The organism is uncultured Cardiobacterium sp. (assembly GCF_938028825.1).
In the GTDB taxonomy this organism is placed as follows: domain Bacteria; phylum Pseudomonadota; class Gammaproteobacteria; order Cardiobacteriales; family Cardiobacteriaceae; genus Cardiobacterium.
The window spans coordinates 1-13851 of the sequence record NZ_CALIZP010000054.1 but is presented as its reverse complement, the minus strand read 5'-3'; the positions used below and the strand labels follow the sequence as shown (position 1 = coordinate 13851).

Sequence of the window (13851 nt, the reverse complement as noted above, 5' to 3'; positions counted from 1 at the left end):
ACGGCGAGGCTCGCCAACGCCGTATCATTTCTGTTTGAAACGGCTATATGGCTCGCAGCGGGACAGTCCCGCCTGTACCAAATGACGAACAAGCAGCGGCTGCCGGGCGTCATCGGCAAAGAGGAAGACGGCGGGGCGGCAGGCGCGGGCATGCGGGTAAATCAGCACGAAGCCGTCGCCCGCGAGGTAATGCGCGCCGGGCGGCAGTTCGCGCTGCCAGACGGGGTGGCCGTCGCGGGTGTAGCGGATGTGGCGGCCGTCGAGGGTGTAGGCGGTGGTGAACGGCGGCTGCGGCACGGCGGCGAAGATGCGCGCGGCGGCCTTGCGCCCGCTGTATCGCGCCAGGGCGGTGATGACGCGCCCCGCGCCGCCGCCTGTTGCCCGCAGGCGGAGATGGCGGGCGAGGAAGAGGGCGGCGATGCCGCCGCCGATGCCGAGCGCAATGCCGAGCCGGTAGCGCAGCGGGGTAGGGGTGTGCGGCGGTATCAGGCAGCTCAGGAGGAGCAGCACGCCGCAGCAGATGAGGCCGATGCCGCAGGTGATGAGGACGCGGCGCTGCCAGACGGGGAGGCGGACGGGCAGGCGCTGCCGGTAAGCGGCATCCTGCCGCAGGATGTGGGCGGTGATGGCGGCACGGCAGGCGTCTTGCGTCGCGGCAAGGGTGGCGGCGTCGATGTGCAGGGTGAAAGCGGTCATGGGGTTTACCAAGCGAAGAAGGTGTTGCAGTTTGCCTCACTCTGACGGCTGATGGCAGCGAGGCTTTCGCCGCGCAGGCGGGCAAGGTTGGCGGCGACAAGCGCGGTGCGCGCCGGGCGGTTCGCTTCGCCCTGGTAGCCGCAGAGGGGCTGGTCGGGCGCGTCGGTTTCAAGCAGGTAGCGGTCGGCGGGGGCGGTCGCCAGTTGGCGGCGCAGGCGGGCGGCACGCGGGTAGGTCGAGGTGCCGCCGATGCCGATGTAGCCGCCGAGCGCGAGGATACGCGCCAGTTGCGCGTCCGAGCCGGTGAAGCTGTGGATGACGAAGCGGGGGTAACAGGCGCGTTGCAGGTGATGCAGCACGGCATCCAGCGATTTGCGCGCGTGCAGGAGCAGCGGCAGATGGTGGCGGCGGGCAATGTCGATTTGCGCGGCGAAGGTGGCGCGTTGCGCGGCGCTGTCGCCGCCGAGGAAGTCAAGGCCGCATTCGCCGATGGCGACGGCCGGGTGGCTGTGGATTTGCGTTTCCAGCGCGTGCAGGTCGTCGTCGCTGTGTTCGGCCTGATAGAGCGGGTGCAGGCCGTAGGCGGCGTACGCGCCGGGCAGGGCGGCGGCGCGCGTCACGTCCGCCCAGCGCGCGCGGGAGATAGCGGCGATGACGATGCGGCCAACGCCCGCCGCCTGCGCTTCCTGCACGGTGGCAGCGGGATCGGGAAACCAGTCGAGGTGGCAGTGGCTGTCGGTGAAGGCGGGCATGGCGTCAGCGGGTAAAGAGCAGCAGGCTTTCGACGTGGGCGGTCTGCGCGAACATGTGCAGCAGGCGGCCGCTGGCGATGCGGTAGCCTTTGCCGCTGAGAATGGCGGCATCGCGGGCGAGCGTGCCGGGGTTGCAGGAAACGTAGGCGATGCGCGCCGGGCCGTGCTGTGCGTCCAGCGCCGTGCACAGCGCCTGCGCCCCGGCGCGCGGCGGATCAAGCAACCAGTAGTCCGCCCGACCCCAGCGGCGCAGTTGCCCGGCGGTCACGGCGAAGAGGTCGGCGCGGGTGAAGCGGCAGCGGTCGGCGAGCCCGTGTGCGGCGGCGTTGGCGGTCGCGCGGGCAACCATCGCCTCCCCGCCTTCGATGCCGAGCACCTCCGCGCCGCTGCGCGCCAGCGGCAGGCTGAAATTACCGAGGCCGCAGAAGAAATCAATAACGCGCGCGCCCGCCGGTGCCGCCAGCGCCGCCAGCGCCAGCGGCACGAGGCGACGGTTGAGGGCGGCGTTGTTTTGCGTGAAGTCGTCCGGCGCGTAGGGGAAGGTGAGGCCGTAATCGGGAAGCCGGTAGGCAAGCGGCGGCGCGCCAGGCGGGATGGCAACAGTATCCGCGCCGTGTTGCAGGCGGATTTGCCACGGTTGCGCCGCACCGTCGTTCCAGCGGGCCACGGCTTCCTGCGCAGGCAGCGTGTCCACGGCATCGCGCAGGCGGATGCGCAGCACATTCACATCGTCGCCCGCGCTGAGATCCACGCCGAGGATGGCAGTCGTGCGCGCGAGAGTGGCGCAGAGGGTGCGGATGTCGGGCAGGCGCGCGGCGAGCGCGGGGGCAAGGGTGAGGCAGTGCGTGATGGGGACGACGCGGTTGCCGGCGCGGGCGCGGTAGCCGAGGTTGACGCCGTCCCAGGCGAGGCGGGTGCGGGTGCGGTAGTGCCAGTCGGCACCGCTGACGGCGGGCAGGACGGTCTGCGGGCGGACACCGCCGATGCGCGCCAGCTGTTCCAGCCAGACGGTTTCTTTGAGGCGGTGTTCGGCGGCATCATCCGCGTGTTGCAGGGCGCAGCCGCCGCAGTCGCCGTAATGGGCGCAGGCGGGGGCGACGCGCTCCGGCGAAGGGCTGAGGATGTCGAGGACTGCGGCGGTGGCGTAGCGTTTTTTGTTTTCCACGAGGCGGGCGGTAACGCGCTCGCCCGGCAGCGCACCGCTGACGAAGACGGTTTTGCCGTCGTGACGGGCGACGCCGCGCGCCTCAAAATCGAAGCCGGTGATGTCGAGGGTGAGGGTGCTGGACATAATTGGGATGGGAAACGGTTGACGCGTTATTTTACGCCGCTGCGGAGGTGATTCAGGCGGAAACCCCCGTTTTGTCCCGCTTGGCGGCAGGCCAGCCCAAAGCCTGCCGAAGATTCCTATAATTCCTCCCATCCGCTTCCTGATTGCGAGGTAATCCCGATGATCCGTGCTGATGACGACCACAAAATCCCGACGCCGCGTAACGCCTCTCTATCGGCTGACCCGCATGAAGATGATGGCTGGTTTGTGCGCCTTTGCGCTTGGGCGGATGAACTGGAATTATCCGAGAAGATATTGCCGCGCGATAAAAAAGCCTTGCTTGTCTTGCGACATCTTAATATTACCTACGGTGATTTCACTACGCTTCCTCCGGAAATTGGTGAACTCCGTAATTTGCAAACCCTTGAAATTGGCTTTAACTCACTTACTACCCTACCGCCGGAAATAAGACAACTCGACAAGCTGCAAATCCTGAATCTTTGGGGCAATCAACTGGCCGCCTTGCCCGCAGAAATTGGCAAATTGGCTAATCTCCGTATATTAAATCTCTGGGACAATGATCTTACTGCTCTTCCCCCGGAAATTGGTCAACTCCGTAAATTACAGATACTCTCTTTGGGCTTGTCAACTTTTGGCGGTGGTAATCCGCTTGCCACACTACCGCCCGAAATCGGGCAACTGGAAGACTTGCAAGAGTTATACCTCTATTTTAATCGCCTCTCTACCCTGCCGGAAGAAATTGGTCAGCTCGGCAATCTGCAAAAACTTGACCTCAATGAAAACCGGCTTACCACGCTACCCTCGACTATTGGACAACTTGCCAGCCTGCGTGAACTTGATCTCAGCGAGAACCGGCTAACTACCATACCGGTAACGATCGGACAGCTCGGTAATTTGGAAGAACTGTATCTTGACCACAATGCACTGACCGCGTTACCGTCAACGATTGCACAGCTTGACAGACTGAAAATGCTCGAACTTTCCTATAACCAGCTAACATCGCTACCGCCATCAACAGGACACTTCCAGCATCTGGAAGCGCTCCATATTGGGGAAAATCTCTTTTCAACTCTGCCGCAGGAAATCTGCCAAATTAACAGTCTAAAAGCGCTTGATCTTTTCAATAATCAACTCTCTACTCTGCCAATAGAACTTGGACAGCTCAAGAAGTTACAAATGCTTTGGCTGTCTGACAACCACTTTTCCATTTTGCCATCATCTATCAAGCATCTCAAAAATTTGCAAGAGCTTTCGCTTAGTAACAACCAGCTCACTACTTTGCCGGAATTTATTGGTAATTTGCAGCAATTATCCTTCCTTAATTTAATGGGTAATCCTTTATGCCATTTGCCGGATTCGCTCAAACGGCTATATCGCGAGCGGGCGGGTGAACTCACCATCTGGCTGGATGATTCTTCCCTGCTGGACGAGTAATGGCCGTTATTATCCGCCTGCAAATACATCAGGCGCTGTTTCGCCTGGTGTTGCGTCATCCAAAACAAAAAGCCCCGCGCAGGCGGGGCTTGTGGGAATGCTGCGGTTCAGGCACGTTCGGCTTCTTTCTTGCGCAGGTAGTCGTAGATGCGGTCTTTCAGCGCAAGTTTTTCGCGTTTCTTGCGTTCGATGTCCGTCTGGCTGTTGGCGACGACGGCGGCATCGTTTTCCATGCGCTTGATTTCTTCATCAAGGCTGTTGTGCTCGTCGAACAGGCGCGCAAAGTGGTTGTCATTCTGGCGCAGTTCGGCAATCAGTTCGCGGTATTCGTGTAGCATGGGATTTTCCTTTATGTTGTGGGGGGATGGCGGCATTTTACCGTATTTTCATGTGCCGGTGCGGGCAGCGGCACGCCCCGGCGGGTTTTGAAACAGTAAGTTTCCATTTGTTTGCCGTTTGTGAATAATGGCTGCTTTCCGCTTCGCAAGGCCTGATTTTGTCCGCCATCACCCCGCGCCCCACCCCCGCGCCCCGTTATTATTATGGTCTCGACGAACTGCGCGCCGCGCTGATGCTCATCGGCGTTTTCTGGCACGCCGCCGCCGTCCTCTCGCCGTTCGCCGCCTTCGTTTACGCCAGCCCGTATCACCGCTCGATGGCGCTTTATGCCGCGATTTATCCCGAACACCTCTTCCGCATGGAAGCGTTTTTCCTCGTCTCCGGTTTTCTCTCGCAGATGACGCTGGCGCGCAAGCCGAAAGCGGTGTTCTGGCGGGCGCGGCTGAAGCGTGTGCTGATCCCGCTGCTGCTCGGCTGCCTCGGCGCGAACTTCATCCTGCAAGTCTTCGGCAGCATCTTCATGGAATACCGCTGGGCGCATTATGATTTCTGGCGCTGGGTGATGCACGGCTGGTTCCTCATCTGCCTGATGGTCTTCGCGGGCATCGATATGCTCTTGCCGCGCGGGGTGTTTGCCCGCATCGGTGTGCTGCCCTGCCTGCTGGTCGCGGTCATCGGCTCGGTCGGCTATACCGCGCTGATTTTCTGGAACGGCGAAAACTGGCACCTCGGCGGCGACCCCAGCACCTTCTACAACTTCTTCATCCTGCACAGCGTGCAGTATTACCCCTTCTATTTCGCGGGCGCGCTGCTTTTCTACCATCAGGACAAACTGACGCGGATCAGCCGCCGCACCCTCGTCCTGCTGGCGCTCGTCTCGCTCGCCGCCATGACCCTGATTTACCTGAACGGCCTGCAATTCGCCGCCGTCTTCACGAACGGCATCGGCGGCATCCTCTTGCAGCGTCTCGTATTAATGACGGCATCCGGCGGCGCTGCCTTCCTTCTTTTCTACTATTTTTACCACGTGCAGCGCGAAGGCAGCCGCACCGTGCGCTACCTCATCAACTCGGCCATCGTTATCTACCTTGTCCATCACCCGCTGGTCATCATGCTCGGCTGGCTGCTGGACGACCCCGCCCTCAGCAACACCCAGTACTACCTGCTGCTGCTCACCCTTACCTTCCTCTTTTCCTACCTCTGCTACGAAGGCGTGCGCCGCGTCGCCATCCTGCGCTTCGCCTTCGGCCTGAAACCGCAACAACCGCATCACGCCCTCGCCTCATGAAGCTCCTGCCGCTCCTTGCCCTCGCACCGCTTGCCGCCCTTGCCCACCCGCACCAGTGGATCGACCTGCGCGTTACCCCGCAAACCGACGCCAGCGGCGCGCTCACTGCCCTGCGGGAAAGCTGGGAATTCGACCCCTACACCTCGGAAACCCTCATCCAGCGCAATCAGGGTGCCGCCGCCCTCGCCCAGTTCAAAAAAGACATCGACCAATACTTCCGCGAACAGCGCGGCTTCACGTACAGCGACAGCCTCGGCTTCGCCGAGCCGCGCGACAGCGCCATCGACACCACGGGCGGCATCCTGCGCTACGCCTACACCCTGCCGCTCACCGCGCCCGTGCGCGGCATGGCGCGCTTCAAAATCTACGAAAACAGCTACTACATGGACGTTACCTACGCCCTCGACCAACCGAAACAATGGGATAACGGCTGCACCCTCACCATCCGCGAGGCCAGCCCGACCGCCGCCGAAGAAGAGCTGGCGGCAGGCTTCGACCAGAACGCCCAGGCACCCGCCGGCCTCGGTGCCGTCTTTGCGCAGACCTCGGAATTATCATGCGGCGCACCCTGACCCGCTGCCTGCCGCTGCTGGCCGTGCTGGCGCTGCTCATCCTCCTCATCGCCTATTGGCAGCCGCTGCACCACGCCCTGCAACACCTGCAAAACCGGTGGCAGCGCGATCTCGCCGCGCAACTCCTCGCCCTGCGGCGACAAGGCGGCCACGCCGCCGCCTGGCTGACCCTGAGCGGCCTCGGCTTCCTCTACGGCATCCTGCACGCCGTCGGCCCCGGCCACGGCAAAGCCATCATCGCCACCTTCACCCTCAGCCAGCCCGCCGCGCGGCGGCAAACCCTCGCCATCGCCCTCGGCGGCGCGCTCATGCAGGGCGCGAGCGCCATCCTCTGGGTCGCGCTCCTTATGGGGCTGCTGCACCTGCTCATGCCGGACGCCGTCAGCCACAGCCACTGGCTGCACCGCGCCAACGCCGCCCTCATCATCGCCATCGGCACCTACATCCTCTACCGCCACCGCCCGCACCGTCACCACGACGCGCACTGCGCCTGCGGTCATCACCATCACGACACGCCCGCCCTCAGCCCGTGGGCGGCGATTATCGCCATCGGCATCCGCCCGTGCAGCGGCGCCGTCATCAGCCTCGCCGCCGCGTGGAGCTGGGGGCTCATCGGCGCGGGCATCGCCATGACGCTCGCCATCGCCTGCGGCACCGCGCTGACCATCACCGCCATCGCGCTCTGCTGCTACCACGGCAAACGGCAACTCGCGCGCCGCTTCATCCGCGATGGTAACCGCCTCGCCCGCCTCACCCGCAGCCTCGCCCTCGCGGGCGGCCTTATCCTCATCCTCCTCGGCATCCTGCTCTGGCACGGCGACAGCGACACCGCACCCGCCCCTGCCACCAACCCCATCGGCCTGCCGCGTTAATCCCGTCTGTGTGCCATAAAAAACCGCCGCATCAGCGGCGGTTGACGAGGACGGGCGGCATCAGATAAGCGCCTGCCGTTTCAGCTCGTTCTTCAAATAGGCGTAGTACACCGGCGCGATGATGATGCCGCCGATGCCGAAGATGCGCTCGCAGATGACCATCACCAGCAGCAGTTCCCAGGCGGTGGATTCGATTTCCGCGCCGATGATTTTCGCGTTCAGGAAATATTCGAGCTTGTGGATGACGACGAGGAAGACGAGCGAGGAAAGCGCCACATAGAGCGAGACGCCGAGGCTCAGGATGATGATGACGGCGTTGGAGATGAGGTTGCCCACCACCGGGATAAGGCCGACGATGAAGGCAATCGCCAGCACGGTGAGGCGGAAGGGCAGCTCGACGCCGAAGAGCGGCAGCACCGCGTAGAGGTAGATGGCGGTGAGCACGGTGTCGATCAGCGAGATTTTCACCTGCGCGATGAAGACCCGCTCGAAGCTGCTCTGGAAGGTGATGACGCGGCGCAGCAGCTCGGCCTTGAAGACGGGGACGGCGTTGCGGTCGTGCCGCTTGTGCAGGCGGTGGAAACTGAGCATGGTGCCGATGAGGATGCCGATGAGGATGTGCACGAAGATGGTGAGGCTGTTCCTGCTGATGCGGGTCAGGGTGTCGCTGTATTCGCGGATGAGGCCGGAGAGGAGGGTTTTGATTTCGTCAAGGTTTTCGGGGAGGAGGTTCAGGATGAAGGCGGGCAGTTCCTTGCTGTTTTTCGTGTCTTCGAGAATCGCCGCCAGTTTGCCGAGCATCACCCCGATGCGCTCGCCGCTCAGCAGCTGGAAGGCGCTCAGTGACAGCAGGAAAATGCCGAGCAGCACCAGGCCGATGGTCATGGTGGAGGAGAAGAGATTGATGTGGCGCATGCTGGCGAAGCGTTGCAGCATGGTGTGGCGCGGCAGCAGGCGGCGGCAGAGCCAGAGGATGAAGCCGTTGGCGCGGGTGATGAAGACATAGGTGAGGATGATGGCGAGCAGGAGCGGCAGCAGGTGGTATTGCAGGACCGCCCACAGGGCGAGGGTCATCAGCAGGTACGAGGCATTGCGGAAAATGCCGTTGTCGGGCGGAGGCAGGGTGTGGGGCATGGGCATGCTCGGGGAAATGACGGGAGCGGGATTATAGCGGTTCCGCCTGCCGCGCGGCTTGCCCTGCGTGTTATAGTCGTTGCAAACAGGGCTGAGACAGGGCGGCGGGCCGGAGACCGTGGCGCGCCGACACCGTATCAGTTCCGGTTGAAACGACTGGACCATGCCACCCCGCCTACCCGGAGCCTTTGATGACCACACCCGTGCCCGGCGATATTTTTGCCGCTTATTCCCATCTCGGTGATTGCTACACCGCCTATCAATTCATCCGCTATCAGGAAACGAAGGCCAATCAGCTGGCCACGACGCATATCCTGCCTTTCACCGGTTTTTATCCCCGCCTTGACGATATCGACATTCATCAGCTGACATTGCCGCCAATGCACATGATGTCTGTCGGCGGGCAGCCGCATCAAACCGCCTTTCATGCCATTGAATCGTTGCACGGCTATATCCCGAAAGATCATGTCCGCATCGGCCATTTGCCGCTCATTGCCGATACCCGGCCGGTGATTTATGGCGGTAATATGAATGCCCCCGCATTTATTCCCCAGGAGAAACGGGTGCCGCCTTATGACCGCCCCACCGACGTCAGCGCCTGGCTGCACGATGAGGTGTTTGACCTGGCCGCTTTTGCCGCCGCGCAGCCGCAGGCGCGGGTGCTGGTGATGCGCGGCGTCACGATTGCGCATTTCGAGCAAGTGGTGCAATTAAGCAAATTGCGCTTTATCGCTTTTTTCGATGTGCGGATAGAAGCCGCGACGATTCCCGATTTGTCGCTGCTGCCGGATTTGAATCTTGTCTGGATGGTGGGGGTGCCGCATGACATCGGCAGTGCCATGAAAAAGCAATTGCAGACGCTCGCCAGACAGCAGCCGCAGCGCATTACCTATGAAATCACCCAATTGCGCAAACCGGAGTGGTATGCCGCCCATGATGACAATCCGTTGTTTTTCTTCACAGCGGCGGAACATATCCCGCCGAAAGAGGCGAAAAAGGCCGTCAGGATTTACCGGGACACGCTCAAACAGGCACTGGCCCTGCCCGCTGCCACTTGGCAAGCCGGGCTGGAGCGGCTCGCCGCCGCCTACGCCGCCGCTTTTAACCGGTTCGCCTGGATTGAAACGGAAGAGCGCGAGTTGCTCTGCACCGCCTATTGGCAGATTGCCCATCTCGCCGCTGAGAAACACGGCGCAGAGGCTGATCTGGAAGCGGTACAAGAGGCCATTGACCGCGTGCGCGACTGGTGAACCCTCTCAGTAAAGGAACTTGCATGACCGACCCGATTGAAGAACTGCGCAATACGATCCGCGCCCACGACCACGCCTACTACGTCCTCGATAACCCGACCATCGCCGATGCCGAATATGACGCGCTGATGCAGGAACTGCGCGCACTGGAAGCAGCCAGCAGCGCGCCGGTGCCTGATGATTCGCCCACCCGCCGCGTCGGCGGCAAGGCAGACGGTACTTTTGCCCCCATCACCCATGCCGTGCCGATGCTGTCGCTGGATAACGTCTTCAACGCCGAGGATTTCGCCGCCTTCTACCGCCGCCTGCAAGAGCGCCTTGGCAGCGACACATCACTGCATCTATCCGCCGAGCCGAAATTCGACGGTCTCGCCATCAGCCTGCGTTACGAAAACGGCGTACTGACCCGTGCCGCGACCCGTGGCGACGGCGCGACCGGCGAGGACGTGACCGCCAATGTGCGCACCGTCCGCGCCATCCCGCTGCGGCTTTTGAGCGATGCCCCGCCTGCCGTCATCGAAGTGCGCGGCGAAATCTATATGCCGAAGGCGGCCTTTGCCACGCTGAACGCGCAAGCCCTGCAAAGTGGCGGCAAGACCTTCGCCAACCCGCGCAACGCCGCCGCTGGCAGCCTGCGCCAGCTTGACCCCGCCATCACCGCCGCGCGCCAGCTCAGTTTCTTCGCTTACGGCTACGGCGCACACGACGGCTTTATCCTGCCTGCGACCTACACCGAGCTGCTCGCGCAATACCGCGCCTGGGGGCTACCCGTCTGCCCGCTGCAACGCGCGCTCACCGGCGCGGATGCCGCCGCCGCTTATATGGCGGACATGGCCGCGCACCGCCACGATCTGCCTTATGAAATCGACGGCATTGTCTATAAGGCTGACCGTTTCGCCGAACAGCAGACCGCCGGATTCGTCTCACGCGCGCCACGCTGGGCGGTGGCATGGAAATTCCCGGCGGTGGAAAAAACCACCATCGTCGAAGCCATCGACGTGCAAGTCGGCCGCACCGGTGCCGTTACCCCCGTCGCCCGCCTGCAAGCGGTGGAAGTCGGCGGCGTCACCGTCACCAACGCTACCCTGCACAACGCCGACGAAGTGGTGCGCAAGGATGTGCGCGTCGGCGATACCGTCTTCGTGCGCCGCGCCGGCGACGTCATCCCGGAAATCGTCAAAGTCGTCGTGGCAAAACGCCCCGCCGACAGCCAGCCTTTCACCATGCCGATGCACTGCCCGGTCTGCGCCTCCGAAGTCATCCGCCCCGAAGGCGAAGCGGTGGCGCGCTGCTCCGGTGGTCTGCACTGCCAGGCGCAACGCGTACAGGCACTGATCCACTTCGCTTCGCGCAAAGCGCTGGACATCCAGGGTCTCGGCGACAAACTCATTGAACAAGTCGTGGCGAACGGCAGCGTACAAAGCCCCGCCGACCTTTTCCGCCTGACGCTGGACGATTGGTCGGCGCTGCCGCGCATGGCGAGCAAATCGGCGCAGAACGTGCTGGACGCGCTAAATGCCGCAAAAGAGACGACGCTGTCCCGCTTCATCTACGCCCTCGGCATCCGCGAAGTCGGCAACGTCAGCGCCGAGCTGCTCGCCCGCCACTACCGCGCACTGCCCGCGCTGCTTGCCGCCGACGAAGCCGATTTGCAGGCCATCGACGGCATCGGCCCGGTGATGGCGCAGTACATCCGCCACTTCTTCCTCGACGACGCCAACCTTGCCGTCATCGCCGACTTGCAGGCGGCAGGCGTGCACTGGCCGGCGGTCGAGGCACCCGTCATCCACGCCGACAGCCCGCTGGCGGGGAAAACGGTGGTCATCACCGGCACCCTGCCGACGATGAGCCGCGACACCGCTGCCGCCCACGTCGTCGCCCTGGGCGGCAAAACGAGCAGCGCCGTGTCGAAAAAAACCGACTACCTGCTGGCAGGCGACAAAGCGGGCAGCAAACTGGCGAAGGCGCAGGAGCTCGGCGTCGCCATCATCGACGAGGCGCAATTGCTGGCGTGGCTGGACGGGCAGGATTGATTGGCGAGCCCGGTATTTACACCGCTCGGCGGGGCTTCTTCCGCACTGCTATCAATAATGCAGCCTGCCCGGTGGGCTGAAGCCCACCCTACGTGCCCCCAGTATTTACGCCGCTTGGCGGCATTTTGTCCCGTATGAAGGGAATTGGCTCAACATTGAGTGAATTTATGAATGACAACAATATTTTGCATATCTACACCGACGGCGCCTGCAAGGGCAATCCCGGCATCGGCGGTTGGGGCGCGCTGCTCTGCTACGGCGCGCACAAAAAAACACTGAACGGCGCGGCAGCGCTGACCACCAACAACCGCATGGAGCTCACCGCCGCGATCGAGGCACTGCGCGCCGTCAAGCGCGCCTGCCCCATTGTCATCAGCACCGACAGCAGTTACCTGAAAAACGGCATCACCCAATGGCTGGCGGGCTGGAAACGCAACGGCTGGAAAACCGCCGACAAGAAACCGGTGAAGAACATCGAACTGTGGCAGGCGCTGGATGCGCTGGTCGCGCAACACGACATCGAATGGCGCTGGGTGAAAGGCCACAGCGGCCACCCCGGCAACGAAATGGCGGACCAACTGGCGAACGAGGCCATCCGCGCCTTGCAGCAGGGCGGTTGAGCGTGGCATCCCCTGTGCTCGACATCGGCGCCATCAACCAGAGCGCGGGAGCCAAGCGCACCCTCGCCGGCATCGCCAAGCGCAGCCGTCTCGATGCCGCCTGGGTGCACACCCTGTTCAGCCTGCACTGGAATTACGACAAGCGCGGGCGGGAAGCGATGGGCTGGGTGACGCCCGCGCCCAATGCCGCGCTGGACAGCGCTTATGAACGTCTCGCTCAGGGGATGAATCTGCCCGCCACCGGGATGACGGCGGCGGATGCCGCCCGCGCTGCCTTGCACGTGCTGGAAAACACCGACCCCGCGCCGCTTGCCCCGCGTCTTGCCGCCGCTGCTGCGCGGGGCGACATGGGCGTCGTCGCCGAGGTTGCCGCCTGTTTCTACTTCCAGAACGCCACCGCTGCGGCCCTCACCGCCGCACGTGAAGAAAAACCGCTCGACCGCCGGAAAATGCTGTGGCACCAGTTCCGCAAGCTGCACAGCCCGTTCTACCCGGAGGCGTACAGCTTTCTCGTCCTGCGCCTGCCCTGCCGCGAAGAGGAGGGCGCGGCGGATGACCGCCTGCTCGCCTTCGCGGATGAGGTCAACCGCCACCGCGAACGCTATCCCGGCCTCGGCGACTTGCTCAAAGCCGTCGCCCCGTACTGCCCGGGCAACCGGAATTGCCGCAGGATGGTGCTCATCGCCCTGAGCTACGCCGGCCTCCTGCATGTGCCCGGCCATCCTGTCGCCGGGCGCTATCTGCCCGGGCACAAAGATGAACTCAGCAGCCATTTCATGAGCAACGAATGGCCGTATCCACTGCGCTTCTGGCGCGGCGGATAGCGGCTTCAGCGCTGCCGCTGCCGCTGCTGGCGGTACTGATTGTGCAGCGAGCAGTAGGTGGCGTCTTTGTCTTGCCGCACGATGTCGAAGTGGCGGATGATGCCGCTGTTGCGCCAATAGGTGAGGCGGAGGGTGGTGGCGCTGCTCAGGGCGAGGTGGGTGTCAAGGCTGATGCGCAGGCTGTCGCCGCTGTCCGGCAGAATCAGGCGCTGCGCAAAAAGGCGCGGGCGGGAGCGGTCGCAGCTTTCCAGGATGAAGTCATGCACGGTGCGCGTCGTGGTGCCGCCGATGAGATCCAGCCCGACCGGGGCGAGGTGAAAGACGGCGGCGTATAAAGCCAGCGCGGCAGCGGGCAGGCGGCGTTGCGGCGCATACAGCAACCGGGCACCGCCGAGCAGGGCGATGCCGCCCAGCGCGCGGGCGCAGAAGGCCGCCATGCCTTCTTCGGGGAAAAAGATTTTCAGCACAAGCCAGGCGAGGGCGGCGGCAACGCTGATGCCGCCGATGAGGTAGCGCAACATGGGGTGGGGCAAGGTGGTGGATAGACAAAAGCCCCGCCGGAGCGGGGCTTCACTGTGCCGTCTGCCTTTATTTGAGGAGGTTTTCCACGGCGGCGCGTTCATCGCGCAGTTCGGCGGCGGTGGCATCCATTTTTTCGCGGCTGAATGCGTCAATGTCCAGGCCCTGCACGATTTCGTAGTCGCCGTTTTTACAGCGGCAGGGGTAAGAATAGATGATGCCGGGGG

14 protein-coding genes and 1 pseudogene are annotated in these 13851 nt (G+C 63.2%); 8 read left to right on the top strand and 7 right to left on the bottom strand.

Annotated features, from left to right (window positions below):
• Positions 1 to 24: 24 nt before the first annotated feature.
• The 3 genes from Q0562_RS08555 to Q0562_RS08545 are packed head-to-tail and all read right to left on the bottom strand — an operon-like array spanning position 25 to position 2739.
• Positions 25 to 696: a hypothetical protein gene (locus Q0562_RS08555; RefSeq protein WP_298643484.1), complete on the bottom strand. Its 672-nt coding sequence runs from the start codon at positions 694 to 696 to the stop codon at positions 25 to 27.
• A gap of 5 nt (positions 697 to 701) precedes the next feature.
• On the bottom strand, positions 702 to 1448 hold the full coding sequence (locus Q0562_RS08550) for a TatD family hydrolase (protein WP_298643483.1): 747 nt from the start codon (positions 1446 to 1448) through the stop codon (positions 702 to 704).
• Positions 1449 to 1452: 4 nt separating this feature from the next.
• Positions 1453 to 2739, bottom strand: a complete 1287-nt coding sequence (locus Q0562_RS08545; protein WP_298643482.1) for a TRAM domain-containing protein — start codon at positions 2737 to 2739, stop codon at positions 1453 to 1455.
• Between the two features lie 159 nt (positions 2740 to 2898).
• On the opposite strand from Q0562_RS08545, the gene Q0562_RS08540 reads away from it, so the two are divergent.
• Positions 2899 to 4173 carry a leucine-rich repeat domain-containing protein gene (locus tag Q0562_RS08540; RefSeq protein ID WP_298643481.1) on the top strand — a complete coding sequence of 425 codons (1275 nt, stop codon included), beginning with the start codon at positions 2899 to 2901 and terminating at the stop codon, positions 4171 to 4173.
• A gap of 107 nt (positions 4174 to 4280) precedes the next feature.
• Here the strand turns inward: Q0562_RS08540 and Q0562_RS08535 are convergent, their stop codons facing one another.
• Positions 4281 to 4511, bottom strand: a complete 231-nt coding sequence (locus tag Q0562_RS08535; RefSeq protein ID WP_298643480.1) for a YdcH family protein — start codon at positions 4509 to 4511, stop codon at positions 4281 to 4283.
• A gap of 158 nt (positions 4512 to 4669) precedes the next feature.
• Between Q0562_RS08535 and Q0562_RS08530 the strand changes: the two genes are divergently transcribed.
• From Q0562_RS08530 to Q0562_RS08520, 3 genes are read left to right on the top strand one after another with little or no spacing between them, the layout of a single operon-like run.
• Positions 4670 to 5800 carry an acyltransferase family protein gene (locus tag Q0562_RS08530; RefSeq protein ID WP_298643479.1) on the top strand — a complete coding sequence of 377 codons (1131 nt, stop codon included), beginning with the start codon at positions 4670 to 4672 and terminating at the stop codon, positions 5798 to 5800.
• Entirely contained in the window at positions 5797 to 6372 is a 576-nt protein-coding gene (locus Q0562_RS08525) for a DUF1007 family protein (protein WP_298643477.1), read from the top strand. The genes Q0562_RS08530 and Q0562_RS08525 overlap by 4 nt, the downstream gene beginning before the upstream one ends.
• A complete protein-coding gene (locus Q0562_RS08520) occupies positions 6357 to 7244 on the top strand; it encodes a transporter (RefSeq protein WP_298643476.1) in 888 nt (295 codons plus the stop codon). Before Q0562_RS08525 ends, Q0562_RS08520 begins: the two co-directional genes overlap by 16 nt.
• A 60-nt stretch (positions 7245 to 7304) precedes the next feature.
• Here Q0562_RS08520 and Q0562_RS08515 read toward each other — a convergent pair whose 3' ends face one another.
• Positions 7305 to 8378, bottom strand: a complete 1074-nt coding sequence (locus Q0562_RS08515; protein ID WP_298643475.1) for an AI-2E family transporter — start codon at positions 8376 to 8378, stop codon at positions 7305 to 7307.
• Between the two features lie 191 nt (positions 8379 to 8569).
• Here Q0562_RS08515 and Q0562_RS08510 point away from each other — a divergent pair, with 191 nt between their 5' ends.
• The 4 genes from Q0562_RS08510 to Q0562_RS08495 all read left to right on the top strand — a co-directional run bounded on the left by Q0562_RS08510 (position 8570) and on the right by Q0562_RS08495 (position 13105).
• Positions 8570 to 9628 carry a hypothetical protein gene (locus tag Q0562_RS08510; RefSeq protein ID WP_298643474.1) on the top strand — a complete coding sequence of 353 codons (1059 nt, stop codon included), beginning with the start codon at positions 8570 to 8572 and terminating at the stop codon, positions 9626 to 9628.
• Positions 9629 to 9651: 23 nt separating this feature from the next.
• Positions 9652 to 11661 (top strand): NAD-dependent DNA ligase LigA, encoded by a 2010-nt coding sequence (gene ligA / locus Q0562_RS08505; protein WP_298643473.1) that lies wholly within the window; start codon positions 9652 to 9654, stop codon positions 11659 to 11661.
• Positions 11662 to 11828: 167 nt separating this feature from the next.
• Entirely contained in the window at positions 11829 to 12281 is a 453-nt protein-coding gene (gene rnhA, locus Q0562_RS08500; RefSeq protein WP_298643472.1) for a ribonuclease HI, read from the top strand.
• Positions 12282 to 12283: 2 nt separating this feature from the next.
• Complete coding sequence (locus Q0562_RS08495; protein ID WP_298643470.1) at positions 12284 to 13105, top strand: hypothetical protein; 822 nt, start codon at positions 12284 to 12286, stop codon at positions 13103 to 13105.
• Between the two features lie 5 nt (positions 13106 to 13110).
• On the opposite strand, the gene Q0562_RS08490 is transcribed toward Q0562_RS08495, so the two are convergent.
• Positions 13111 to 13626 (bottom strand): hypothetical protein, encoded by a 516-nt coding sequence (locus Q0562_RS08490; RefSeq protein ID WP_298643469.1) that lies wholly within the window; start codon positions 13624 to 13626, stop codon positions 13111 to 13113.
• A 67-nt stretch (positions 13627 to 13693) separates the two neighbouring features.
• Positions 13694 to 13851: pseudogene (locus Q0562_RS08485) on the bottom strand (malate dehydrogenase); the annotation flags it as partial.